Annotated in this window: 21 protein-coding genes; 16 read left to right on the forward strand and 5 right to left on the reverse strand. The window is 60.0% G+C overall.

Annotated elements, in window-relative coordinates:
* Positions 1–6 precede the first annotated feature (6 nt).
* The gene (locus tag AABC73_RS25175; protein WP_341521399.1) at positions 7–348 is read right to left on the reverse strand and encodes a hypothetical protein; all 342 of its coding nucleotides are present in this window, start codon (positions 346–348) and stop codon (positions 7–9) included.
* 546 nt (positions 349–894) lie between these two features.
* Between AABC73_RS25175 and AABC73_RS25180 the strand changes: the two genes are divergently transcribed.
* From AABC73_RS25180 to AABC73_RS25205, 6 genes are all read left to right on the forward strand, one after another.
* A complete protein-coding gene (locus AABC73_RS25180; protein ID WP_341521400.1) occupies positions 895–1,098 on the forward strand; it encodes a hypothetical protein in 204 nt (67 codons plus the stop codon).
* A gap of 177 nt (positions 1,099–1,275) precedes the next feature.
* Positions 1,276–1,860 (forward strand): DUF2796 domain-containing protein, encoded by a 585-nt coding sequence (locus AABC73_RS25185; RefSeq protein WP_341521401.1) that lies wholly within the window; start codon positions 1,276–1,278, stop codon positions 1,858–1,860.
* Positions 1,861–1,866: 6 nt separating this feature from the next.
* The gene (locus tag AABC73_RS25190) at positions 1,867–2,577 is read left to right on the forward strand and encodes an ABC transporter ATP-binding protein (protein WP_341521402.1); all 711 of its coding nucleotides are present in this window, start codon (positions 1,867–1,869) and stop codon (positions 2,575–2,577) included.
* Between the two features lies 1 nt (position 2,578).
* Positions 2,579–3,844 carry an ABC transporter permease gene (locus AABC73_RS25195; RefSeq protein ID WP_341521403.1) on the forward strand — a complete coding sequence of 422 codons (1,266 nt, stop codon included), beginning with the start codon at positions 2,579–2,581 and terminating at the stop codon, positions 3,842–3,844.
* A gap of 11 nt (positions 3,845–3,855) precedes the next feature.
* The gene (locus AABC73_RS25200; RefSeq protein WP_341521404.1) at positions 3,856–4,377 is read left to right on the forward strand and encodes a DUF3299 domain-containing protein; all 522 of its coding nucleotides are present in this window, start codon (positions 3,856–3,858) and stop codon (positions 4,375–4,377) included.
* 101 nt (positions 4,378–4,478) lie between these two features.
* A complete protein-coding gene (locus AABC73_RS25205; RefSeq protein ID WP_341521405.1) occupies positions 4,479–5,165 on the forward strand; it encodes an OmpW family outer membrane protein in 687 nt (228 codons plus the stop codon).
* Positions 5,166–5,245: 80 nt separating this feature from the next.
* On the opposite strand, the gene AABC73_RS25210 is transcribed toward AABC73_RS25205, so the two are convergent.
* Positions 5,246–6,175, reverse strand: coding sequence for an NAD-dependent epimerase/dehydratase family protein (locus AABC73_RS25210; RefSeq protein WP_341521406.1), 930 nt, complete (start codon positions 6,173–6,175; stop codon positions 5,246–5,248).
* Positions 6,168–7,052, reverse strand: a complete 885-nt coding sequence (locus tag AABC73_RS25215) for a sugar nucleotide-binding protein (protein ID WP_341521407.1) — start codon at positions 7,050–7,052, stop codon at positions 6,168–6,170. Before AABC73_RS25215 ends, AABC73_RS25210 begins: the two co-directional genes overlap by 8 nt.
* Before the next feature lie 206 nt (positions 7,053–7,258).
* Here AABC73_RS25215 and AABC73_RS25220 point away from each other — a divergent pair, with 206 nt between their 5' ends.
* The gene (locus tag AABC73_RS25220) at positions 7,259–11,584 is read left to right on the forward strand and encodes a DEAD/DEAH box helicase (protein ID WP_341521408.1); all 4,326 of its coding nucleotides are present in this window, start codon (positions 7,259–7,261) and stop codon (positions 11,582–11,584) included.
* A 116-nt stretch (positions 11,585–11,700) separates the two neighbouring features.
* Here AABC73_RS25220 and AABC73_RS25225 read toward each other — a convergent pair whose 3' ends face one another.
* The gene (locus tag AABC73_RS25225; protein WP_341521409.1) at positions 11,701–13,878 is read right to left on the reverse strand and encodes a mechanosensitive ion channel family protein; all 2,178 of its coding nucleotides are present in this window, start codon (positions 13,876–13,878) and stop codon (positions 11,701–11,703) included.
* Between the two features lie 193 nt (positions 13,879–14,071).
* Between AABC73_RS25225 and AABC73_RS25230 the strand changes: the two genes are divergently transcribed.
* On the forward strand, positions 14,072–16,423 hold the full coding sequence (locus AABC73_RS25230) for an FdhF/YdeP family oxidoreductase (RefSeq protein ID WP_341521410.1): 2,352 nt from the start codon (positions 14,072–14,074) through the stop codon (positions 16,421–16,423).
* A gap of 151 nt (positions 16,424–16,574) precedes the next feature.
* Here the strand turns inward: AABC73_RS25230 and AABC73_RS25235 are convergent, their stop codons facing one another.
* Positions 16,575–17,444, reverse strand: coding sequence for a helix-turn-helix transcriptional regulator (locus tag AABC73_RS25235; RefSeq protein ID WP_341524335.1), 870 nt, complete (start codon positions 17,442–17,444; stop codon positions 16,575–16,577).
* Between the two features lie 376 nt (positions 17,445–17,820).
* Between AABC73_RS25235 and AABC73_RS25240 the strand changes: the two genes are divergently transcribed.
* The 8 genes from AABC73_RS25240 to AABC73_RS25275 all read left to right on the forward strand — a co-directional run bounded on the left by AABC73_RS25240 (position 17,821) and on the right by AABC73_RS25275 (position 24,187).
* The gene (locus tag AABC73_RS25240) at positions 17,821–19,161 is read left to right on the forward strand and encodes an MFS transporter (protein ID WP_341521411.1); all 1,341 of its coding nucleotides are present in this window, start codon (positions 17,821–17,823) and stop codon (positions 19,159–19,161) included.
* Positions 19,162–19,333: 172 nt separating this feature from the next.
* The gene (locus AABC73_RS25245) at positions 19,334–20,035 is read left to right on the forward strand and encodes a fumarylacetoacetate hydrolase family protein (protein ID WP_341524336.1); all 702 of its coding nucleotides are present in this window, start codon (positions 19,334–19,336) and stop codon (positions 20,033–20,035) included.
* Between the two features lie 30 nt (positions 20,036–20,065).
* Positions 20,066–20,830: an SDR family oxidoreductase gene (locus AABC73_RS25250; protein WP_341521412.1), complete on the forward strand. Its 765-nt coding sequence runs from the start codon at positions 20,066–20,068 to the stop codon at positions 20,828–20,830.
* Between the two features lie 36 nt (positions 20,831–20,866).
* On the forward strand, positions 20,867–21,820 hold the full coding sequence (locus AABC73_RS25255) for a 2-hydroxyacid dehydrogenase (RefSeq protein WP_341521413.1): 954 nt from the start codon (positions 20,867–20,869) through the stop codon (positions 21,818–21,820).
* 51 nt (positions 21,821–21,871) lie between these two features.
* On the forward strand, positions 21,872–22,483 hold the full coding sequence (locus AABC73_RS25260) for a TetR family transcriptional regulator (protein ID WP_341521414.1): 612 nt from the start codon (positions 21,872–21,874) through the stop codon (positions 22,481–22,483).
* Positions 22,484–22,493: 10 nt separating this feature from the next.
* Complete coding sequence (locus AABC73_RS25265) at positions 22,494–22,973, forward strand: nuclear transport factor 2 family protein (RefSeq protein WP_331150752.1); 480 nt, start codon at positions 22,494–22,496, stop codon at positions 22,971–22,973.
* Positions 22,974–23,069: 96 nt separating this feature from the next.
* Complete coding sequence (locus tag AABC73_RS25270; protein ID WP_341521415.1) at positions 23,070–23,474, forward strand: hypothetical protein; 405 nt, start codon at positions 23,070–23,072, stop codon at positions 23,472–23,474.
* Positions 23,474–24,187 carry an RES family NAD+ phosphorylase gene (locus AABC73_RS25275; RefSeq protein ID WP_341521416.1) on the forward strand — a complete coding sequence of 238 codons (714 nt, stop codon included), beginning with the start codon at positions 23,474–23,476 and terminating at the stop codon, positions 24,185–24,187. Before AABC73_RS25270 ends, AABC73_RS25275 begins: the two co-directional genes overlap by 1 nt.
* The last annotated feature ends 17 nt before the right edge of the window (positions 24,188–24,204 follow it).

The following is a 24,204-nucleotide window of genomic DNA, read 5'->3' on the forward strand; positions in this document are numbered from 1 at the left end:
TCCAGATTATCCCTTCCAAATATAGAGCGGCGCATCCTGGCCGCTCTCGACCTTGACCTGCGCGTTGTGGCGCAAGCGCACCAACAGGCGCTTGCCCGCCGCCGTGCTGCCGGTCAGCCCTTCCAGTTGATCGAGCAATTCCGGCCCGTTCATCTGCCCCGCTTTGCGCAACAGGTCCTGAGCGATCTGCCACAGCGCATCGTCTTGTGTCGCAGGCTTGCTCTCGGCCACTGCCGCTTCCGGCTTGGCGGCCTTGAGTTGCGCGCCCAACTGCGCCCAATCGCCCTCGTCCAGCTCCAGGGTCAAATCCACCGGCCAATCACCGACGGTTCCGCGTATACGCAACATGGAGGTTTCCTCGTTTTTTTGCTGGGGGACATGCTCGCATAGATTCTTTGCTTGCTTGATGGATCTTCATTGTCTGAACACCGCCTTCGCGAGCAAGCTCGCTTGTACAGTCTGTGTAGGAGGGGACTTGTCCCCGAAAGGTGTGGCTCAGGCAGCGTTAACCTTCCGGATTTTCGGGGTCAGGACCATCGTATTCGGGGACAAGTCCCCTCCTACCGGGCGTTGTACATTCGTCTCGCCGACAAGATTCGCTCCAACGATTTCAGCGTCAATCTGAGACATTTCCTACGCTATGAATCGCTGTCGTTACCTCGTGGATCGCTTCTCGCATCGGTAATGTGCGCCGGTCGTTGCAGCAGCAGCGAACGGGTATCGCAGCCCGAATCAGCAAAGGCAGACAAACTTACAAAACGCTTAATGGCGGCTGTATGTGGGACATCTAACGGTGTGCCGGGATGCCTTTGCCTCGGTCTGCGAACCCGTATACAGCCGCCACCATTCGAACGCAGCGTTGTGTGGCAGCCTTTTTTGACAAAGGAAATGCACATGAAGAAGCTCGAACACAATTGCCCGCCTCATCAACCTCTCGATTGCCTCCACGAAGCCAAACGCCAAGGCTTCGCCTATCTCACTCCCGATGAACATCGCCTCATCGAAACCCTGCGCTGGACCAGCCATTGCGGCCGCGACCTTATCTATACGCTGGCCAATGACCTGCGCCAGACGCGACCTTGGGATAACCGCGTTTAACCGGATCGAGCGCAATCTTTCGGAGCGAACGGGTGTGGGAGCGAGCTTGCTCGCGAAGCGTCCTGACACATCGCCTCGCCAACAAGTTGGCTCCTTCAAAAATCTCCTCACTCCAACGACATAATTGTTATAAGATCACATAACGATTTTATCCAAATGTGTCCCGGAGACTGTTTTATGCGCCGTCTGCTTCTTGCTCTGCCGTTCGCCCTGCTGCCGCTCGCCATCGCTCAGGCGGCTGATGAGCACGATCATGAACATGAACATGAACATGGCAGCCTCGGCGCGCATGAGCACGGCGTGGGTCGACTGGACGTGGCGCTGGAAGGTCAGAAGCTGGAATTCGAACTGGACAGCCCGGCGATGAACATCGTCGGTTTCGAGCACGAAGCCACCAGCGCCGAAGACAAGGCCAAAGTGCTGGCGGCCCGCGAAGTGTTACTCAAGCCCAACGCGCTGTTCAGCATGCCGGAAGCGGCGCAGTGTTCGGTGACCTCCTTGAAGCTGGAAAGCCCGCTGTTCGGCGACAAGCCCGATGCCGACGATCATGACGACGCCAAGGCCGGGGAACACCACGAGCACAGCGAGATTCATGGCAACTACACCTTCGTCTGCAAGGTGCCAGCGGTATTGAAAACACTCGACCTGTCGCAGATCTTCAAATCATTCCCGGCCACGCAAAAAATTCAGGTACAGCTGATTTCGCGAAAAGGCCAATCCGGTGCCGAAGTGCGTCCAAGCAACCCGAAACTGAAATTCTGATTCGCAATGACTCAGCCCCTCATTGAATTGTCCGACCTCGGTTTCAGCTGGCCGGGGCATGCGCCGTTGCTGGACATCCCGACGTTCCGCCTGGAGCCGGGTGAAACGCTGTTCCTCAAAGGCCCCAGCGGCAGCGGCAAGACCACCCTGCTCGGCCTGCTCGGCGGCGTGCAGACACCCAATCGCGGCAGTATTCGCCTGCTGGGTCAGGAACTGACGCAGTTGTCGGCCAGCGCCCGCGACCGGTTTCGGGTCGATCACACTGGTTACATTTTCCAGCAGTTCAACCTGTTGCCGTTTCTGTCGGTGCGCGAGAACGTCGAGCTGCCGTGCCACTTCTCCAAAGTTCGCGCGCAGCGCGCGATTCAGCGCCACGGCAGCGTGGCCAAGGCCACCGTCACGCTGCTGGCGCATCTGGGTTTGAAAGATCCACAGATGCTCGGCCGCCGCGCCGACTCGCTGTCCATCGGCCAGCAACAGCGGGTCGCAGCCGCTCGGGCCTTGATTGGTCAGCCGGAACTGGTGATCGCTGACGAGCCGACTTCCGCGCTGGATGCCGACTCCCGGGAAGCCTTCATTAAACTGTTGTTCACCGAATGCCGCGAAGCGGGCGCCAGCCTGTTGTTCGTCAGCCACGACCAAAGCCTTGCGCCGCTGTTCGACCGCGCACTGTCGTTGTCCGAACTCAATCGCGCCGCCGTCGCCGCAGAGGTGTGAGATGTATCTGTTTCGTCTAGCCATGGCCAGTCTGGCTAACCGTCGCTTTACCGCTTTTCTCACCGCGTTCGCCATTGCCTTGTCGGTGTGCCTGCTGCTGGCTGTCGAGCGGGTGCGCACCGAAGCCCGCGCCAGTTTCGCCAGCACCATCAGCGGCACGGACCTGATCGTCGGCGCCCGCTCCGGCTCGGTCAACTTGCTGCTGTATTCGGTATTTCGCATCGGCAACGCCACCAACAACATTCGCTGGGACAGCTTCGAGCACTTCGCCCAGAACAAACAGGTGAAGTGGGCGATTCCGATTTCACTGGGCGATTCCCATCGCGGTTATCGGGTGATGGGCACCAACGAAAGCTATTTCGAGCATTACCAGTTCGGCCGTCAGCAACACCTGGAACTGGCCGAAGGCCGCGCTTTCGCCACCGATCCATTCGAAGTGGTGCTCGGCGCCGAAGTGGCTGACGCGTTGAAGTACAAGCTCGGCGACAAGCTGGTGCTGGCCCATGGCGTGGCGGCGATCAGTCTGGTCAAGCATGACGACAAGCCGTTCACCGTGGTGGGCATTCTCAAGCGCACCGGCACGCCAGTGGATCGCACCTTGCACATCAGCCTGGGCGGCATGGAAGCGATTCATATCGATTGGCAAAACGGCGTGCCCGCTCACGGCGTCGGGCGTATTTCCGCCGATCAGGCACGCAACATGGACCTCACGCCCCAGGCGATCACCGCGTTCATGCTGGGCCTGAACAGAAAGATCGCCACGTTCAGCGTGCAACGCGAGATCAATGAATTTCGCGGCGAGCCGATGCTGGCGATCCTGCCCGGTGTGGCGCTGCAGGAATTGTGGAGCCTGATGGGCACCGCCGAAAAAGCCTTGTTCGTGATTTCGCTGTTCGTGGTACTGACCGGCTTGATCGGCATGCTGACGGCGATTCTCACCAGCCTCAACGAACGGCGCCGGGAGATGGCGATCTTGCGTTCGGTGGGTGCGCGTCCTTGGCATATCGCCAGCCTGCTGGTGCTGGAAGCGTTCGCCCTGGCGCTGGCCGGCGTGATCGGCGGCGTGGTGCTGTTGTACATCGGCATCGCCGCTGCGCAAGGTTATGTGCAGGCCAACTACGGTTTGTTTTTGCCGCTGTCGTTGCCCAGTGAATATGAATGGACGCTGCTCGGCGGTATTCTGGCCGCCGCATTGCTGATGGGTGCCGTGCCCGCATGGCGCGCCTATCGGCAGTCTTTGGCCGATGGCCTGTCGATCCGTTTATGAGGACGTTGAACATGCGCCGTCTGCTGCTCGCGTTTTTTTTGTCGGTTGCGACGCCGTTGTGGGCGGCGCAAACCCGCGTGCTGACCTGGGAAGAAATGATCCCGCCTGACGCGCCGAAAATCGCCCCGATTACGGCACCGATCCATGACTTGTCGAAGCTGTCCGATGCGCTGTCGGTCGAGTCAGCGCCAGCCGCGCATCAAGTGGCGCCACACGCGCCGGTGGTCAAGGCGCTCAATGGGCAACGGGTGCGCCTGCCGGGTTATATCGTGCCACTGGAAGTCAGCGAAGAAGGTCGGGTGATCGAGTTCCTGCTGGTCCCGTACTTCGGCGCGTGCATTCATGTGCCGCCACCGCCCTCGAACCAGATCGTGCACGTCACCAGCGCGCTGGGTGTGAAGGTTGACGAGCTGTATCAGCCGTACTGGATCGAAGGGCCGATGCAGGTCAAGGCGTCCACCAGCGAGCTGGCCGATGCCGGTTATCAAATGGAGGCCGACCAGATTCTGGTGTACGAATTGCCTGATTCATAAGTGTGAGGGCTTCATCGCGTTTTATTGAGCTGTGTCAAAGCCGCGTTCCAGACGCGCCGTAACATTGCACACAGACAACTTGAACCGCCTTTGGAGCCTCCATGAACAAGTCTTTGCTCAGCGCGTCCCTCATTGCGCTCGCACTCAGTGCCCCGCTCGTAGCCCAGGCTCACGAAGCTGGCGATATCATCGTCCGTGCCGGCGTCGCGCACGTTGAGCCAAACGAAGACAGCGGCGAGGTGAAACTCGATGGCACGAAAGTGTCCGGCACCAAAGCGACCCTGGATGGCGATAACCAGCTGGGTCTGACCTTCGCTTACATGCTGACCCCGCACATTGGCCTTGAGCTGTTGGCGGCATCGCCGTTCAACCACACTGTTTCGGTCAAGGGCCTTGGCCCAGGCCTGGATGGCAAACTGGCAGACGTCAAACAGCTGCCACCGACGTTATCGCTGCAGTACTACCCAATGGAACCGTCGTCGAAGTTCCAGCCGTACGCCGGTATCGGTATCAACTACACCACCTTCTTCGATGCTGACCTGACTGGCACGCGTAAAAGCGAAGGCTTCAGCAACCTCAAGCTGAAGGATTCATTCGGCCTGGCGGGTCAAATCGGTATGGACTACATGCTGACCGACAGAGTCATGCTTAACGCCTCGGTCTGGTACGTAGATATCGACACCAAAGCCAGCGTAGACGGCCCGTCTGCCCTGAGCGTCGGCAAGACCAAAGTCAGCGTCGATGTCGATCCATGGGTTTACATGGTCGGCGTTGGTTACAAATTCTGATACCCGACGGGGAAGATCAGAGACAAAAAAAGCACCTTCACGGTGCTTTTTTTATGCTTCGAATCTGCCCCTGCCGCGAATCAACGCCCCAGCAGTTTTGCCAGACCGACGGTCAACGGGGTTGGCTCATCCAGAGTGAACCGCGCCAACAGTCGCTGATTATTCGCCCGGGAATGTTTGATGTCCCCGGAGCGCGGGTCTTTGTAGGTGATTTCCGGCAGCTGGCCAACGACGTCTGACAAGGCACCCAGCAACTGATTGAGCGAGGTTGTCTTGTTCAGGCCGACGTTGAATGCGCCTTCTTCGGGCTGTGGCATTTCCAGCGCCTGAGTCAGCAGCTTGACCAGATCGCCCACGTAGAAAAAGTCGCGCGTCTGTTCGCCATCGCCAAACACGGCAATCGGCAGGCCCTTCTCGGCGCGCTCGGCAAAAATGCTGATCACGCCCGAGTAAGGCGACGATGGGTCCTGGCGCGGACCGAAGATATTGAAAAAGCGGAAAATCACCGGTTCCAGCGCGTGTTGGCGGCGATAGAAATCCAGGTAGTGCTCGCTGGAAAGCTTGTCCGACGCGTAAGGCGTCAGCGGAGCCTTGGGCGTGTCTTCGCTGATTGCCTGACCTTCGCCGTTGTTGCCGTAGATCGCCGCGCTGGACGCAAACACCACACGTTTGATGCCAGCCTGACGCATGGCTTCGCACACATTCAGGGTGCCGATGAAATTGCTCTGGTGCGTGCGAACCGGGTCATCCACCGAAGCCTGAACCGATGCGACCGCCGCCAGATGCGCAACGGCCTGACAACCTTCAGCGGCGCGGGCCACCAAGGCTGCATCGGCGACATCGCCTTCGATCAGCTCGACACGCGGGTTGTCCAGGGGCAGATTGCTGCGCTTGCCGGTGGAAAGGTCATCGAGAATGCGTACGCGGTAGCCTTTGGCAAGCAGCGCATCCGTAAGGTGAGAGCCAATAAAACCGGCACCGCCGGTGATCAGAATAGGGGCTTCAGACATGTCGGTAATAGCGGTCCAGTAAGCTTGGCAACCCGGCACGCCATGCGCGCGGCTTGATGCCAAAGGTATGAAGGATTTTTTTGCAGGCCAGCACGCCGTGTTGCGGCTCTTCTGCGGCGTCCGGCCGTGCGGCGTGAGCCTGGGCGGTGGGCGCGTCGATGGCCAGCGGATGCAGCGGGCTGGCTTCGGTGATGATTGCCTGACCCAGCGCCAGCGGCGTGGTCGCCTCGTGGCCGGCGTAATGGTACGTGCCCCACAACGGCGCTTCGCAATCGAGCTGCTTGAGCACGGCAATAATCACCCGCGCGGCGTCATCGACAGGCGTTGGATTGCCGCGTCGATCGTCGGCCAGCAGCAATTCTTCGGGGGATTCGGCCCGGGTCAGGAAGCGGCCCAGCACACCGTCGGCGCTGTCATCGAGCAACCAGCCAAAACGCAGCAGCACATGTTGCGGGCAGGTGGCGCGCACGCTTTGTTCGATACGCCACAGCGCCTGACCGCGCAGGCCCAGCGGCACCGGCTCGTCTTTTTCGCTGTAGGCAGTCGCGCGCGAGCCATCGAAAACCCGATAGCTCGAAGGCTGAAACAGGACGATGTTGTGGTGCTGGCACAGCTCGGCAAGACGCTCCACGGAGCGTTCCTGGCTGGACAGTCGCAGCTCGCTCACCGTTTCGGCCTGAAACCAGTCGAAGTAGTAAGCAAGGTTGATCAAGGCATCGGGACGGGTGTCATCGAGCAGTTGCGTCAGGCTCGCTGCATCCCAGCCGTCTTGCGGCGGACGCGGCGCGAGGAAACCAATGTCTTCCTCGGCACCCAGACGAATCAGCGCCTGCCCGAGGGCATTCCCGCCGCCCAACAGCATAAGGCGCATTCGCATAGAGTCAGCAGGCTCGGTATCAAATTCAATGAAATATTATGTGTTAAAACGCCTGCAAACATATCACGTTGCCGCTTAACCCCCAACCGTTTGGGGGTGTGGGATTTTTCCGGGTATTTAAGGCAATTGCCCGTGCCCCATTGGTCCCGCTGGCCCCCGATCAGAGGCGCTTGCAAGTTGCTACCCACACCCTCATTAATTGCCTCATGAATCTTCCGCATATCCCCGATCCGGCGCTCGATGGTTTCCATCCGGCGGTCAGCGCCTGGTTTCGCAGCATGTTCCCGGCGGTTACCCCCGCTCAGGCGCAGGCGTGGCCATTGATCAAGGCGCGGCGTTCGACGCTGATCGCCGCGCCCACCGGCTCGGGTAAAACCCTGACCGCCTTTCTGGCGGTGCTCGACGATCTGGTGCATCACGGCCTGGAAAACGGCGGTGAACTGCCGCAGCAGACGTTCGTGGTGTATGTGTCGCCGCTCAAGGCGCTGTCCAACGACATCCAGATCAACCTGCAAAATCCGCTGGCGGGCATCACCGCACAACTGGCGCGGATGGGCTTGCCGCCGCTGCGCATCAGCACCGCCGTGCGCACAGGGGATACACCGCAGAAAGACCGTGCCAGCATGCGCAAGAAAGCCCCGCACATTCTGGTGACCACGCCGGAATCGCTGTACGTGCTGCTCGGCTCGGATTCCGGGCGAAGCATGCTCGCCTGCACCCGAACCGTGATCGTCGACGAAATCCACGCCATTGCCGCCAGCAAACGCGGCAGCCATCTGGCGTTGAGCCTTGAGCGGCTGCAAGCCTTGTGCAGCGTGCCGTTGCTGCGGATCGGCTTGTCGGCGACGCAAAAACCCATCGAGCTGGTGTCGCGGTTTCTGGTAGGTGCCGATCCGCTCAAACGGCCGTGCGCCATCGTCGATATCGGCCATGCGCGGCCACGGGATCTGGGCATTGAAGTGCCGCCCGTGGCGCTGGGCCCGGTGATGGCCAACGACGTTTGGCAATTGGTCTACGACCGCCTCGCCGCCCTTGCCCGAGAACATCGCACCACGCTGATTTTTGTAAATACCCGGCGCTTGGCCGAACGCATGGCCCGGCACTTGAGTGAGCGCCTCGGCAAAGAGGCGGTCGCCGCCCATCACGGCAGCCTCGCCAAGGAACAGCGCCTGGATGCCGAGCAACGCCTCAAACGCGGCGACCTGCAAGTCTTGATCGCCACCGCGTCACTGGAATTGGGGATTGATATTGGCGACGTGGATCTGGTCTGCCAGATCGCTTCGCCGCGCTCCATCTCGGCATTTTTGCAGCGTGTCGGCCGTTCGGGGCATCACGTCGGCGGCACGCCCAAGGGCCGTTTGTTTGCCACTTCCAGAGACGACCTGATCGAATGCGCCGCGCTGCTGGACTGCGTGCGCCGGGGCGAGCTGGACATTTTGCAGATCCCCAAAGCGCCACTGGATGTACTGGCGCAGCAAATCGTCGCCGAAGTGAGCTGTCAGGAATGGCAGGAGCAAGCGCTGCTGGACATGTTTCGCCAGGCCTCGCCGTATGCGGAACTGGACGCCGAGCACTATCAGGCGCTGTTGAACATGCTGGCCGATGGCTACACCGGTCGGCAAGGCGTGCGCAGCGCTTATATTCACCGCGACGCGTTGACCCGCACCTTGCGCGGCCGACGTGGCAGCAAGCTGACGGCGGTCACCAGCGGCGGAACGATCCCGGATAACGCCGACTACAGCGTGATCCTTGAACCCCAGGCCCTGAACATCGGCACGGTCAACGAAGACTTCGCCGTGGAAAGCATCGCCGGGGATATTTTCCAGCTGGGCAACACCTCGTATCGCATCCTGCGTGTGGAAAGCGGTCGGGTGCGCGTCGAAGACGCCCATGGCCAGCCGCCGACCATCCCGTTCTGGCTCGGCGAAGCGCCGGGGCGCAGTGATGAATTGTCACTGGCCGTCGCGCGTCTGCAAGGGCAGATCGACGCGCTGCTCGGTGCCCACCCCGGCGACTTGCAGCCGTGCATCGATTGGCTGATCGATATTCTCGGCCTGAATCTGGCCAGCGCCGAACAGCTGGTGGATTACCTGGCCCGCACCCGCTCAGTGCTGGGCGCGCTGCCGTCTCAGGACACGTTGATCATGGAGCGTTTCTTCGACGAGTCGGGCGGCACGCAGCTGATCATTCATACCCCGTTTGGCAGCCGCATCAATCGCGCCTGGGGCCTGGCGCTACGCAAACGCTTTTGCCGCACATTCAATTTCGAGCTGCAAGCGGCAGCCAGTGAAGATGCCATCGTGCTGTCGCTGTCCACCAGCCACAGCTTTGAACTGGCTGAAGTCTGGAAGTATCTGCACGCCAACAGCGCCGAACATTTGCTGATTCAGGCGGTGCTGGATGCGCCGCTGTTCGGCGTGCGCTGGCGCTGGAATGCGGGCACCTCGCTGGCCCTGCCGCGCTACACCGGCGGGCGCAAGGTGGCGCCGCAGCTGCAACGGATGAAAAGCGAAGACCTGATCGCCACGGTTTTCCCGGATCAGATTGCCTGCCTGGAGAATCTGGTGGGCGAACGTGACGTTCCCGATCATCCGCTGATCGAGCAAACCCTCGACGATTGTCTGCACGAAGCCATGGACGCCGAAGGCTGGCTGGCGCTGTTGCGGCGCATGGAAAGCGGGCAGATTCGCCTGATTGCCCGGGACTTGCCAGCGCCCTCGCCGCTTGCCGCAGAAATTCTCAATGCGCGACCTTATACGTTTCTCGACGATGCGCCGCTGGAGGAACGCCGCACGCAAGCGGTGCTCAACCGACGCTGGAGCGATCCGCAATCCTCGGATGATCTCGGCGCGCTGGATGCCGAAGCCATTACGGCGGTCGGCGAAGAAGCCTGGCCGCAGCCGCAAAACAGCGACGAGATGCACGAGGCGTTGATGAGCCTCGCTTGCGTGAGCGGCGCCGAAGCCCGGGCACAGCCGTCGTGGCTGCAATGGCTGGAAAAGCTCGCACGTTCTGGCCGGGTCACGCGTTTGCAAGTTAACGAAGATCAAGCGCTTTGGCTGCCGCTGGAACGTTTGACCTGCCTGCAGGCGATTTATCCACAGGCACCGATGCACCCCGAGCTGATCGCCCTGCCCGGTTTCGATCAGGACTGGGAACGCGACGAGGCGCTTGTTGAGGTGGTGCGCGCCCGATTGAGTGGCTTCGGGCCGCTGCCAGTGGCAGAGATTGCCGGACCGTTGGCCTTGAGCGCCAGCCATGTGGCTCAGGCATTGGCGCGTCTGGAAAGCGAAGGTTATGTGTTGCGCGGTCGCTTCAGCCCCGGCGCGGCCACCGATCAATGGTGCGAGCGCCATCTGCTGGCGCGCATTCATCGCTACACCGTCAAACGCCTGCACCGGGAGATCGAGCCGGTTTCGTTGCAGGACTTCATGCGTTTTCTGTTCGATTGGCAGCACTTGTCCACCGCGACCCGCAGCCAGGGCCAGGCTGCGTTGCCGGAGGTCATCAGTCAGCTCGAAGGTTTCAGTGCCGCTGCGGGCGCGTGGGACAGTGATTTGCTGCCCGCGCGGCTCAAGGACTTTTCCCCCGGCTGGCTGGATGAGATTTGTCGCTCCGGCAAAGTGGTCTGGACACGGATCGCCAACCGCAGCAAAACCGGAGGCTCGGCGTTGCGCAGCACGCCGATTGTATTGCTGCCGCGCAGTCAGGTGAGTCTCTGGAGCGGCTTGACCGAACAATCGGCCGTGGCGGATTTGTCCCTGAAAGCGCAAAAAGTGCACGCTGCATTGGCCAGCCATGGCGCGATGTTCTTCGACGAGCTGGTGACCGAAGCGCATCTGCTGCGCGCCGAGCTGGAAATCGCCTTGCAGGAATTGGTCGCGGCGGGGTTGGTCAACGCCGACAGTTTCGCCGGGTTGCGTGCGTTGATCACGCCCGCCAGCAAGCGCTCGGCGCACACCAGTCGCCGCAACCGGGGCGCGTTTATCGGCGGCATGGACGACGCGGGGCGCTGGGCGCTACTCAGGCGCGCTGCGGCGGAACCGGCAATCGTCGACAGCAAGCGGCCGCAAGCGACCGATCCGGCAATACTCGAGCACATTGCGCTGACATTGTTGCGCCGGTATGGCGTGGTGTTCTGGCGCTTGCTGGAGCGTGAAGCCGATTGGCTGCCGAGTTGGCGCGAACTGCTGCGCACCTTTCATCGTCTGGAAGCGCGCGGCGAGATACGCGGCGGGCGTTTCGTCAGCGGCCTGGCGGGCGAGCAATTTGCCTTGCCGGAAGCAATCCCCGTGCTGCGTGAAATCCGCAAACGGCCGCTGGACGGCAGCCTGATCAGCTTGAGCGGCGTTGATCCGTTGAATCTGCCGGGCACCTTGTTGCCCGGCCAGAAAGTGCCGGCGCTGGTGGGCAATCGATTGATCTACCGCGACGGCATTCCTGCCGCGGCGATCATTGCAGGCAAACCGGTTTACTGGCTGGAGCTGGATAGCCAGGGCATGGCGCAGATCAGGGAGCGGTTGTTGCGCTGAAAACCTGTGCAGACTGTGTGGGAGCGAGCTTGCTCGCGAAGGGTCCGGTGAATCCGACAGATCTGCATGTCAGAATACCGTCTTCGCAAGCAAGCTTGCTCCCACCGATGGTCCAACTACACCGCCGGACTCTCCGACCCATCCCGGTTCACCGCATTAGGCTTGGCTGGCGCGGGCTGGCCTTCGCCGTCGATCGCCAGCGCCGGTGGAGCTCCAGGAATCGGGCTGATCACCGTCTGTGGATAAGTCTGCGCAAAGCGGACGTCGCTGGCTTTATCCACAAGCTTTTTCAAGCGCTCGTTGAAAGCCCGGCCGACGCCGTATTGCCCGCCGGAAACCGTACGGAATTGCGCGGTCAATACCACGCCGTTGAGGTCCATGCGGTCGACGCCGAACACTTCCAGCGGACCTTGCAGATTGCCTTTGAGCAAAATGTCATCACTGATCAACTGCCCGGTTTCGCGAATCAATGCCAGCGCGCTGTCGATGTCGCTGTCGTAAGTGAACTGCACCGAGAAAAACGCATAGGCGAACTGCCGCGACTGGTTGGTGACGGCTTTGATCTGGCCGAACGGCACCGAATGCACGAATCCTTTGCCATCACGCAGACGCACGGTGCGAATGGTCAGGCTTTCAACAGTGCCGGAATGCCCGGTGGACAGCACCACCCAATCACCGACGGAAAAAGTGTCTTCAATGATGATGAACAACCCGGTGATCACGTCCTGCACCAACTGCTGGGAACCAAAACCGATGGCCAGACCGACGACCCCGGCACCCGCCAGCAATGGCGCGACGTTGATGCCCAGATTGGCCATGGTGGTGATCGCGCAAATCACCACCAGGACGATTTTTATCGCATTGCGCAGCAGCGGCAGAATGGTTTTGATGCGCGTACTTGGCTGCCGTGACGAACGATGATTGATCGGGGTTTTCAGCGCTTCCTGAATCGCCGTGTCCAGCACCACCCACAGCAGCCAGGTGACCAACAGAATCAAACCGATGCTGCTTAGCGAATCACTGATAACCCGGCCCAGGGTATTGCGCTGCGCAAACTCAAACAGGGAAAAACCCCAGATGCGCCCGAGTATTTCGATAAAGCTGACGGCGAGTACGATACGCGCCATGGCATGCAGCAGGCTGAGCAGACGCTCTTTATAGACATGCCCGCTGCGCTCCGGCGCCGCTGCCGGTTTGAACAGGTGCTGGAAAACGGTACTGAGGAACACCGTGGCAATCAGCAACACGGTAGTGAACAACGCACAGCGCAGGGCTTTCTGGCTGTCTTCGCCAGCGCCGATCAGGTTCACCGCCGACACCAGAATCATCAGCAGGATCGGTAAATACCACAGGTTGGAAAACACCTTGAGCGATTCCTGCAACGCTGGCTGCTTCAGGCGGCTGTGCAGGGAACGGTTGCGGATCAGGTGCGCAATCGGGCGTCGGATCTTGATCACCAGAATGCAGAACACCACCGAAGCGATCAGCCCGGTAAATACCGCGACGCTGGTGGTGACGTTGTTGCCGAACTGGCGGGCGATCTGCGGGCTGGTCAGCGCATCGCTCAAGGCGGCCATGAAACCGACGACAAACAAAGGGCGTGGGCTGTAGCGCCGGATCATGCGTACCGCCGCACGTTTGTGGCCGAAATCGAACATGACGATCACGCACAGCAGCACCGAGGTCGAAACAATGCCGCTGCTGGTCGAATACGCGAAGCAAAGCGCAAGGGCGCGGCCGACAGAAGCGTCCAGAAAATGGCTGACATACAGCGTCAAAGGTAGACAGACAACGGCGGGCAGCGTGTAGGGCAAGACGTACCCCAGCAAGGCCTGGCTGCGCTGGCGAACCGCGAGGAATGGCCGCCGATTGAGACGAATCGCGAGGAAACTGCCCAGCGTGGTGAGGATCGCAAAGGCGCCGATCCACACCACCGAAAGCATCAGGAAGTCGCCGGCAACCCCCCACTGTGAGCGCGAGCTCGGTTTGCTGACCAGCTTGTCCAGCTCGTTGGCCGCGCGATCGGCGCGCAGTCGCCAGGAGTCGAGCAGGTGGCCGTCAAGTGCGAGTTTGTCCTGCACCTCGTCGATGCTTGAACTGATGGCGCCGAGCAAACCGCCCTGAACCAGGATTTCAGGCGCGACGGGCGCTTCTTCGGTGGGTGCCGCCGAGTCTGCGGCAGGTGCGGGAGCGGCTGCGGCAGGTGCGTCGGCAGCTTGAAGATTGAAGTTGCCAGCGCATAAAAGAACGCAGAGCACGATGAAGGACTTGAGATTCGGCAAAACGCTGTTCACTCCTCTGTTTATCAACTGCCGCTAGAACTGATTCGTTTTTCCCCGGCAAGTTCGCTTTTGCGCCCGCCGCCGGACCGATGAACCACTGGTGAATCTGCATCGAACCTTTGTCCAGAGCGCTGCGTCACAGCTGGATATGGCCGCGCCGCACGTCATGTTCCCCCAGGCCTGCGCAGTCAGGAGAAATGTTTCGATGCTCATCCACCCCAAAGCGCATTACCGACCTTACACCTCTGCTGCAGGTGGCTGGGGTTCGGCCAAGTCTGTGATGCAGATTCTCTGGCGCGAACAAGCGCTGGCCAAAGGTTCTCTTGCACTGTTCAAGCAAAACAAACCCGGCGGGTTCGCTTGCGTCAGCTGTGCGTGGGCCAAGCCTGGCAAGCCGCATCACCTGGAATTCTGCGAGAACGGCGCGAAGGCCACGGCGTGGGAACTGACTTCCCTCAAGACCAGCCCGGCGTTCTTCGCCCGTCACTCCGTTACCGAACTGCTGCAATGGCCCGACTACGACCTTGAGCAACATGGCCGTCTGACTCATCCATTGCGCTATGACCCGCAAACCGATCATTACCGGGAAACCAGCTGGGAAGAAGCCTACCGCGAGATCGGCGCCCAGTTGCGCGCAATCGAACCGGACAGCGTGGCGTTTTATGCATCAGGTCGCGCCTCGCTGGAGGCGTCGTTCATGTACCAGCTGTTTGCCCGGGCCTACGGCACCAACAATCTGCCGGACAGTTCGAACATGTGCCACGAAAGCACCTCGGTGGGCTTGCAGGAAAGCATCGGCGTACCCGTCGGCACCGTGACGCTTGATGATTTCGAGCACACCGATTGCATCTTTTTCTTCGGCCAGAACGTCGGCAGCAACAGCCCGCGCATGCTGCATCCGTTGCAGGAAGCACGCAAACGCAATGTGCCGATCATCACCTTCAACCCCATCCGCGAGCGCGGGCTGGAACGCTTCGTCAATCCGCAATCACCCAAGGAAATGCTCGGCCCGGACTCCACCGTGGTCAGCACTCAGTACCATCAGGTGGCAATCGGTGGCGACCTGGCGGCGGTAACCGGCATTGCCAAGGCGCTGTTCGAAATGGACATGGCGGCGCTGGTCAAAGGTGAACCGGCGATCATCGATCTGGCGTTCATCGCCGAACATACTCAGGGCTTCGCCAGTTTTGTCGCCATGGCTCGCGCCTGCGCCTGGGAAACCCTGGAGCAGCGGTCCGGCCTGAGCCGTAGCGCCATGGAAGCCGCCGCGACGGTTTACGCCCGCAGCGAACGGGTGATGATCATCTACGGCATGGGCATGACCCAACACCGCCATGGCGTTGAGAACGTGCAGATGCTGGTCAATCTGTTGCTGCTGCGCGGCAATATCGGCAAGCCCGGTGCGGGAATTTGCCCGGTGCGCGGCCATTCCAATGTGCAAGGGCAGCGCACCGTGGGCATCACCGAAGATCCGGCGAAAGTCCCGGTGGATAAGATCGAAGCGTCGTTCGGTTTTCATGTCCCCAGCAAGAAAGGCCGTGCAACGGTGGAGACCTGCGAAGGCATTCTCGACGGCAGCATGCAGGGTTTCATCGGCCTGGGTGGCAACTTCCTGCGGGCGATCCCGGATACGTCGCGCATGGAACCCGCCTGGAAAAACCTGCAAGTGAGCGTGCAGATTGCGACCAAGCTCAATCGCACGCATCTGGTTACGGCAAAAAATACCTGGCTGCTGCCGTGTCTGGGTCGTATTGAAATCGACCGGCAAAACGGTCGCGAACAAAGCTACAGCACCGAAGACAGCACCGGTTACATCCACGGCTGGAAAGGCCAGAGCGAGCCGGTCAGCGAGCATTTGCGCGCGGAAGTGGCGATTATCGCCGGGCTGGCGGAGATAACCCTGTCGGGCATTGAGCGCATCGATTGGGATGCCTGGCGCAGCGATTATTCGAAGATCCGCGAGGCCATTGGCCAGGTTTATCCGGAAATTTTCCATGATATGGAAACCCGCATGTGGCAACCCGGCGGCTTTCATCGCCCATTGCCTGCGGCGCATCGGCAATGGAGAACCGAAAGTGAGCGTGCGCAGTTCATCACGCCGACGATGCTCAGCGAAGACGACGATGTGGAGCTTGCGCCAGAGCGACGCGAGGTTTTGCAATTGATGACGATCCGCAGCAATGACCAATTCAACACCACGATCTACGGCTATGACGATCGCTTTCGCGGGGTCAGCGGGACGCGCACGGTGATTTTCATGAACCGTAACGACATTGTCCGCCTGGGTTTCGCCCCCGGTGGCTGGGTGTTGTTGACCACGGCGGTCGAGCCGGAAACCAAACGGCAAGTCGGGCCGATGCAGATCATTGCCTACGATATTCCCGAAGGTTGCAGCGCGGCGTACTACCCGGAATGTAATCCGCTGGTGCCGCTCTGGCATTACGCCGAGCGCAGCAAAGTGCCGGCCGCCAAATCGATCCCGATCACCCTGAGCCACGCCGTACCCGGCCCGCGCGAACAGCAGCAGGCCGTGCCGGAGGCGGATCAGGTGGTTTGAAACGGCACGCCAAAATCCCTATATGAGCGAACTTGTTCGCGAGGCAATATTCCTGAATACGCAGGACCGACGCCTCGCCAACAAGTTGGCTCCTACAAAGCGAGGCGCTATGCCTGGTTTGTCGGTCTAACGGGTTTGGCGATTGCGCCGCTTACAAATCCCGCTGCTTGCGAAACTGTCCGGGCGGCATGCCGTGGGCGTTGCGGAAGCGGCGGGAGAAGTAGGCTTCGTCGGCGAAACCGCAAAGTCTGGCGACTTCTCCCACGGGTTTGGTACCGGTGAGCAATAGCGTGCGGGCCAGGTGCATGCGGCGTTCCAGCACCAGTTCGCTGAAGGTTTTGCCCACTTCCTTGCGCAGCCAGTGCGTCAGGTAGTTGGGCGAAAGAAACGCGGCAGAGGCGGCCTTTTTCAGGCTCAGGTCCGGATCGCTGAGGTTCTTGCGCACGTACTCCGACATCCGCGCCAGGGCATCGCGACGACTACGTTCGGCGGCATTGTCGTCGGCAAGGATTTTGATCTGCTCGGCAAACCGCTCGCAGACCGTGCCGATCAGCTGCAACAGACAACCTTTGAGGATTTCGCGCGTACCGAACTGGCGCTGCTGATCCAGCCTGCGCATGCGAATCAGCAAGGTCTCGATCTCACCGAAGTCGGCTTCATCGAGAATGAAATCCAGGCTTTCCTGAAAGCGAAACGGCGACAACTCCGGCGCCAGCGCGATTGGCACGTCTTCCAGATCCAGCGGATCGCACTGCAATTGCGGCAGCAGGAAGGTCTGGGCAAAGTTGATCAGCAGAAAATTGCCAGCGTCCGGATGCGGGATCAGGTGCAGTTTGTGCGGCAGGATAAACGCCAGGGCGTGGCGCGGGAATGGCCGGATGACGCCGCCAATATGCTGCACGGTGTCACCGCCGAGATTGATCTGAATCTGAAAATACTCATGCCGATGCGGCCCGGTTTCGGCACTACGGGCATGCTTGTCACGGATGTAGAAATCGGCCCGCTCGCTGCGTTGCTGCATGCCATAGGTTGGCGCTGGCGTTGCTGAATCCATCTCGGTACCTCGTGTGCAAAATCCGGCTGCGGTTCTGAGCCGCGCCTTTATTGTCAGTCGTCCTATGACATAAATCCGTAAAAATATTTTCAAGCCATTGTCTTGCCATGTCCAAAAGAAAATTCACCACGTCAAATCCTGCAAGCGCTCTAAGTCGTATGTTTTGTCCAATATTGTCCATTTATTGGGGCTTCGCGAGCGATGTAATTTTTTTGGACAAATACTGAGCGGACTGCCTGCAAATTAATAAACGGTCTAAGCGCTTGGTTGTTTTTGGATCGTCGTACGATCACTTTGGGGCTGCAATTTAACTCGATACCAATAAAAACAATGAGGAATTCTCATGTCGAGCTCCCCTGATATCCAGGCGATCGACGCCCGTGTCGCCGCACCCGCTGCCGCACCGGTCCGTCTGCCTTCACGCCGTCGCTGGTTCATGCTTTCGCTGTTGTTGATTGCCACAATCATCAACTATGTGGACCGGGTCAACATCTCTATCGCCGCACCGTTCATGGCCAAGGATCTTGGCCTGGATAAAGTCGAAATGGGCCTTATCTTTTCCGCCTTTGCCTGGACTTACGCGTTTGCCCTGGTGCCGGCAGGCTTCATCGCTGACAGATTCGGCTCTCGGATTACTTACGGAGTTTCGCTGATCTCGTGGTCCGCCGTCACGGTGTGCCAGGGCATGGCGGGCGGGTTCGCCTCGCTGTTCGGCCTGCGTCTGGCAATCGGTGCCATGGAAGCGCCGGCCTTCCCCGCCAACAGTCGCGCCGTTACCGTCTGGTTTCCTGCCAGGGAGCGTGGCCTGGCCAGCAGTATCTATGTCTGCGGCCAGTATCTGGGCACGGCGCTTTTCACTGGCCTGCTGCTCTGGCTGGCGACCACTTATGACTGGCGCCACGTGTTCTACAGCACCGGCATCGCGGGCATCATCTTCGGTATCGCCTGGCTGTTTCTGTATCGCGACCCGCTGTTCTGCAAGAAGGTCAGCAAGGAAGAACTGCAATACATCGAGGACGGTGGCGGTCTGGTGAAAGCCAGCAAGGACAAAAACAAATTCAAGTGGGGGCAAATCGCCGAGCTGTTGAAGTACCGCCAGATCTGGGCGATCTGTATCGGCAAGTTTGCCAGCACTTCGGCACTGTACTTTTTCCTGACCTGGTTCCCGACTTACCTGATTGAAGAGCGTCATTTGACCATGGTCAAAGTGGGGATCTTCGCCGTGCTGCCCTTCATCGGCGCCACCGTTGGCGTACTGCTGGCCGGAGCGATTGCCGACTGGATGATCCGCCGCGGCTATTCCCTGTCGTTCTCCCGCAAGTTGCCGCTGGTGGTGGGCTCGGCGCTGGGCATGTCGATCATGTTGGTCAACTTCACCGACTCCAACGAAGTGTGTATTGCCCTGCTGACCATCGCCTTCTTCGCCCAAGGCATCGCTTCGTCTTCGTGGGCGGCGGTGTCGGAAATTGCGCCCAAGGAACTGATTGGCCTGACCGGCGGCGTTACCAGTCTGGCGGCCAACATTGGCGGGATCGTCACACCGATTGTCATCGGCCAGATCCTGCAGGCCACAGGGTCGTTCGCCTACGCGTTCTGGTTCATCGGCGGTGTTGCGCTGATTGGCACGCTCTCGTACTCGTTGTTGCTGGGCAAGATCTACCGCATTGAATTGAAGACCCGCTAACGCAAAAAGAATGTGTGTGACCTTATGCCTCCCCTTTGGCAATGGCGTACGCAAGTACGCCTTTTTTATGGCGCGCATTCGCCGTGTTTACTCCAGTTTGAACACCGCTTTGTCCAACTTTGGCCGTTGCCGATCCCGTAGGCTGATCGTCAAGAAGGCTCTAGCTCAAGGAATAACCATGATTGACTACGTGTTCGAACCTGGCCTGATCCGCAGTTTGCCCGTGGCGGACAGCACCGCGCGCTTTCCGGTCGCGCGCGTGTTTTGCCTGGGTCGCAACTATCACTGGGGCGACTCGCTAAATGCCCCGCGAGAAATGCCTGCGTTTTTCATGAAGCCCGCCACCTCGGTGATCGATGCCGTGGGCGAACTGGAGTTTCCACCGTTGACCGAGCAGTTCTGCCACGAAATCGAACTGGTGGTTGCCATCGGCACGGGCGGTTTCAACATCGATGAAGCGCATGCGCTGGACCACGTCTGGGGCTACGCGGCCGGTCTGGACCTAACCCGCCGCGATTTGCAGATGGCGGCCAAAGCGGTGGGCCAACCCTGGGAAGCGGCCAAGGCGTTCGACGGCTCGGCGCCTATCAGCCCCATTCAGCCCGCCAGCATTCTCGGGCATCCCAGTCAGGGCGCGCTGTGGCTGAGCGTCAACGGCGTCGAGCGCCAGCGCTCGGACCTTGAAAGCCAGATCTGGTCGGTTGGCGAGATCGTCAGCCGCCTGTCGCAGTCGATCCGGCTGATCCCCGGCGACCTGATCATGACCGGCACCCCGCCCGGCGTCGATGTCCTGCAATCCGGTGATGTGATCAGTGCGGGCATCGCGGGCATCGGCACATTCGAAGTACGTATTGGCGGCCGTCGCGCTGCCTGATCCAGAAAATGATGAAACGGAGATATAACAATGACTGACAATTCCCTCCCGAAAATCGCCTTGGTCACCGGCGCTGGCAGCGGCATCGGCCGTGCAGTTGCGCTCGGTCTGCTGGCTGATGGCTACAAAGTCGTGGTCACCGGACGACGCCTGGAACCGCTTGAGGAATTGGTGGCACTGGCCGCCGAGCAAGGCGGCGAAGCGTTGGCGGTATCCTCTGATGTGCGCGATCCAGCCAGCGTCGATGCCCTGTTCGCCACCATCGAAGAAGTTTATGGCCGGCTCGATGTGGTCTTCAACAATGCCGGCGTCAACGCCCCAGCCGTGCCGATGGACGAGTTGCCGGTGGAGAAGTGGCTCAACGTGATCGACACCAACGTCACCGGGGTTTTCCTGTGCAGCCGTGGCGCTTTCGGCCTGATGCGCAAACAGTCGCCCCAGGGCGGACGCATCATCAATAACGGTTCGATTTCCGCCCACACCCCGCGCCCATTCACCGGGCCTTACACCGCCAGCAAGCACGCGGTTCTGGGACTGACCAAGAGCCTTGCCCTGGACGGCCGCGAATTCAATATCGCCTGCAGCCAGATCGACATCGGCAACGCGCTGACCGAGCTGTCCGTGCGTATGACCAAAGGCGTGCGCCAGGCCAATGGCGAGACCGCCGTGGAGCCGATGATCGACGTCAAGCACATTGCCGATGCCGTGCGTTACATCGCCAATCTGCCGCTTTCCGCCAACGTGCTGAACATGACGGTCATGGCCACCAACATGCCTTTCGTCGGCCGTGGCTGATCAATCTGTCTTAATTTTTGCTTGAGCGAGAACGCCATGAAACCTGAAATCCTGCAACTGAGCCCGATCCTGATCCCCGAGATCAACGCGCGGCTCAACGAGCTGTACACCGTTCGCCCGTACTTCCAGCAAACCGACAAGGCCGCTTACCTGCGTGAACACGGCGCCAACATTCGAGGCGTAGTGACTGGCGGCCACACTGGCATTACCCGGGCAGTGATGGAGCAATTGCCGGCCGTGAAAGTCATCGCCGTCAATGGCGTCGGCACTGACGCAGTGGACCTGGCCTACGCACGCGACCGTGGTATTCATGTCACCGCGACCATTGGCGCGCTGACCGAGGACGTGGCTGACCTGGCCATCGGCCTGTTGATCTCAGCCTGCCGTGGCCTGTGCACCGCCGACCGTTACGTGCGCAGTGGCGCCTGGCCGCAAAGCCCGACGCCATTGGCGCCCATCCCGTTGGCCCGCCAGTTCAGCGGCATGAAGATCGGGATCGTCGGTCTGGGTCGCGTCGGTCGCGCCGTTGCCACCCGTGCGGCGGCCTTCGGTTGCCCGATCAGCTACACCGATCTGAAGGCGATGGACGACGTGCCTTACACCTTCGTCGCCGACCTGATCGAACTGGCTCGGCACAGCGACGCGTTGATCGTCGCGGCCGCAGCCGACAAGGCCAAGGGCATTATCAACGCGCAAGTGCTGGCAGCGCTGGGTGCCGAGGGGTATCTGATCAACGTGGCGCGCGGCAGCCTGGTCAATGAGCCGGATCTGCTCGCGGCGCTCAAGACGGGCTCGATTGCCGGTGCGGGCCTGGACGTTTTCGTCGATGAACCCAATGTGCCCAGTGAGCTGTTCGAACTGGAATCCGTCGTGCTCCAGCCCCACCGCGCCAGCGCAACCGTGCAGACCCGCACGCGGATGGGCGAAATGGTCCTGGCCAGCCTTGCTCAAGGATTGGCGGGAGAAAAACCGAGCGCTGCTGTTCTTTGAGCTGATATTCAATGCTTGACGGGGTAGAACGATCGTTCTACCTTTCTCACTATGAACACACCAACGACTACGACCGTGCAGGACAAAATCCTGCAAACCGCCGAGCAACTCATCTACCAGAACGGGATTCATGCCATGGGCATGGATTTGCTGGTACGCACGTCGGGGGTCGCCCGCAAAAGCATTTATCGCTACTACGCCACCAAGGATGAAGTCGCGCTGCATGCATTGAGTGCGCGGGATATCCGCTGGATGGCCTGGTTTCGCAGCGAGACCGACAAGGCGGCGACGCCCGAGGCGCGCATTCTGAATATGTTCGCAGTGCTTAAGGGCTGGTTTGAGTCGGAAGGTTTTCGCGGCTGCGCGTTTATCAATACCGCAGGTGAAATCGGCGACCCTGCCGACCCGGTCCGCCAACTGGCCAAGGCCCACAAGCAGAAGCTTTTCGATTACGTCCTGGAGTTGTGTCAACCGTTGGCAGTCGAGCAACCTGAAGTGCTGGCTAAACAGCTGCTGATCCTCATCGACGGCGCCATCACGCTGGCGCGGGTCATGGCCGATCACCGCGCGGCGGACAGCGCGCGAGATATGGCCGGGTTACTGCTCAAATCTGCCCGGATCAATGATTCCCCCGCCGCAACGCCATCCACTCTCATCGTCTAGAGGTTTCGTCATGTCAGCAAACACCGAAATACGCCCTCCTCTGCCGCCCTTTTCCCTTGAGTCGGCCATCCAGAAAGTCCGTCTTGCTGAAGATGGCTGGAACAGCCGCGACCCCGAGAAAGTAGCGCTGGCTTATACCCTGGATACCCGCTGGCGCAATCGCACGGAGTTCGCGACCAATCGCGACGAAGCCAAGGGCTTTCTCACACGCAAATGGGCCAAAGAGCTGGATTATCGGCTGATCAAAGAGCTCTGGGCGTTCACCGATAACCGCATCGCCGTGCGTTACGCCTACGAATGGCACGACGATTCGGGTAACTGGTTTCGCTCATACGGCAATGAAAACTGGGAGTTCGCCGAGAACGGTTTGATGGCCAACCGCTTTGCCTGCATCAACGACATGCCGATCAAGGAATCGGAGCGCAAATTCCATTGGCCGCTGGGCAGACGCCCGGATGATCATCCAGGGCTTTCAGAGTTGGGGTTGTAACGCAGGAAAAAACGGAAACGGACACTGGCGCGATTTGAGTCTATAGACTATATTTACTGACAAATGTATCTACAGACTCAAAGAGAGGTCATTGCCATGTCGGCAGTCCTTCAACTCCAGGCATTCACCAAAGCGCAATGCGCTGCGGGTTTGCGTGCCGCCGTCGCCATTCTTGAAAAGTGGCGAGCCTCAAGTGATCAAACATGTCGGATCCTGCGTATATCGCGCAGCACTTATGTCCGCGCCAACCAGCAGGATCCGGCCTGGTCCGTGAGTCTGGATGCGGATCAGATGCAGCGCATCAGCTTCGTCCTCAACATCCACGCCGCCCTGCGCCTGGTGTTTGACAACCCGGATAACGTCTACGGTTTTCCGGCAATGGCTAACGATAACGAGTTTTTCAACGGCCGCTCGCCGCTGGAAATCATGGCGCAGGGCGACATGATTTCCCTGTACGAAACCTTCCGGCGTATCGACGTGCTGCGCGGTGGCTTGTGGTGATGCTCAGCCAGTTGCCGAGCCTGAGTGACGAGCAACAGCAGGCCTATCGACTGGTCAATTCCAAATTCCCGCCTATCGACCTGTTTGATGATGTCGCCAGCGCCGACGAGTTCGAAGCCCTGTACCAGATTCAGGCACTGACCAATCCGCGATTGTTGAATCAGACCGGACGTCTGGAATTGATCCCGCTTGCAGAAATCCCGTTCGGCATCACCGGCTGCTCTTACGCGACGGCGCCCTTTACCCATATCAACCCGAGTGGCTCGCGGTTCAGTGATGGCAGTTATGGGGTTTTGTATCTGGCGGACAGCATGGATACGGCGCTGGCTGAAGTGCAGCATCACCAGAACAAATACTGGTCGAACGTGCAAAACCTCAGCTACGAGCGGTTTGTGTTTCGAGGCCTGTCCTGCACCTTCAATGAAGCCGGGATGCTGGACGCTTCGGCCGTACCAATGACTGACCCCATTTACGATCCGGACGATTACAGCGCATCACATCAGATAGGCCGGGAAGTCAGAGCCACAGGCAGCAACGGCTTGCGTTATCGCTCGGTCAGGGCCCACGGCCAATACTGCTGGGCACTGCTGAAACCCCGGCCGGTCTCATCGATCATCCAGACCGCGCATTACGAGATGGTCTGGAACGGCCAGATCACCAGCGTCAGCAAAATCAGTGAAGTGTCAGTGACCAAAGCAGATTCCGTCCCATAAAAAAGGGCCCGTGACGG

It is taken from the genome of Pseudomonas sp. G.S.17 (assembly GCF_038096165.1).
Lineage (GTDB): Bacteria > Pseudomonadota > Gammaproteobacteria > Pseudomonadales > Pseudomonadaceae > Aquipseudomonas.

What these genes read in the sequence shown, in the direction of transcription:
- AABC73_RS25175 (WP_341521399.1), bottom strand. Translation starts at nt 348, where the DNA reads ATGTTGCGTATACGCGGAACCGTCGGTGATTGGCCGGTGGATTTGACC.
- AABC73_RS25180 (WP_341521400.1), top strand. Translation starts at nt 895, where the DNA reads ATGAAGAAGCTCGAACACAATTGCCCGCCTCATCAACCTCTCGATTGC.
- AABC73_RS25185 (WP_341521401.1), top strand. Translation starts at nt 1,276, where the DNA reads ATGCGCCGTCTGCTTCTTGCTCTGCCGTTCGCCCTGCTGCCGCTCGCC.
- AABC73_RS25190 (WP_341521402.1), top strand. Translation starts at nt 1,867, where the DNA reads ATGACTCAGCCCCTCATTGAATTGTCCGACCTCGGTTTCAGCTGGCCG.
- AABC73_RS25195 (WP_341521403.1), top strand. Translation starts at nt 2,579, where the DNA reads ATGTATCTGTTTCGTCTAGCCATGGCCAGTCTGGCTAACCGTCGCTTT.
- AABC73_RS25200 (WP_341521404.1), top strand. Translation starts at nt 3,856, where the DNA reads ATGCGCCGTCTGCTGCTCGCGTTTTTTTTGTCGGTTGCGACGCCGTTG.
- AABC73_RS25205 (WP_341521405.1), top strand. Translation starts at nt 4,479, where the DNA reads ATGAACAAGTCTTTGCTCAGCGCGTCCCTCATTGCGCTCGCACTCAGT.
- AABC73_RS25210 (WP_341521406.1), bottom strand. Translation starts at nt 6,175, where the DNA reads ATGTCTGAAGCCCCTATTCTGATCACCGGCGGTGCCGGTTTTATTGGC.
- AABC73_RS25215 (WP_341521407.1), bottom strand. Translation starts at nt 7,052, where the DNA reads ATGCGAATGCGCCTTATGCTGTTGGGCGGCGGGAATGCCCTCGGGCAG.
- AABC73_RS25220 (WP_341521408.1), top strand. Translation starts at nt 7,259, where the DNA reads ATGAATCTTCCGCATATCCCCGATCCGGCGCTCGATGGTTTCCATCCG.
- AABC73_RS25230 (WP_341521410.1), top strand. Translation starts at nt 14,072, where the DNA reads ATGCTCATCCACCCCAAAGCGCATTACCGACCTTACACCTCTGCTGCA.
- AABC73_RS25235 (WP_341524335.1), bottom strand. Translation starts at nt 17,444, where the DNA reads ATGCAGCAACGCAGCGAGCGGGCCGATTTCTACATCCGTGACAAGCAT.
- AABC73_RS25240 (WP_341521411.1), top strand. Translation starts at nt 17,821, where the DNA reads ATGTCGAGCTCCCCTGATATCCAGGCGATCGACGCCCGTGTCGCCGCA.
- AABC73_RS25250 (WP_341521412.1), top strand. Translation starts at nt 20,066, where the DNA reads ATGACTGACAATTCCCTCCCGAAAATCGCCTTGGTCACCGGCGCTGGC.
- AABC73_RS25255 (WP_341521413.1), top strand. Translation starts at nt 20,867, where the DNA reads ATGAAACCTGAAATCCTGCAACTGAGCCCGATCCTGATCCCCGAGATC.
- AABC73_RS25260 (WP_341521414.1), top strand. Translation starts at nt 21,872, where the DNA reads ATGAACACACCAACGACTACGACCGTGCAGGACAAAATCCTGCAAACC.
- AABC73_RS25265 (WP_331150752.1), top strand. Translation starts at nt 22,494, where the DNA reads ATGTCAGCAAACACCGAAATACGCCCTCCTCTGCCGCCCTTTTCCCTT.
- AABC73_RS25270 (WP_341521415.1), top strand. Translation starts at nt 23,070, where the DNA reads ATGTCGGCAGTCCTTCAACTCCAGGCATTCACCAAAGCGCAATGCGCT.
- AABC73_RS25275 (WP_341521416.1), top strand. Translation starts at nt 23,474, where the DNA reads ATGCTCAGCCAGTTGCCGAGCCTGAGTGACGAGCAACAGCAGGCCTAT.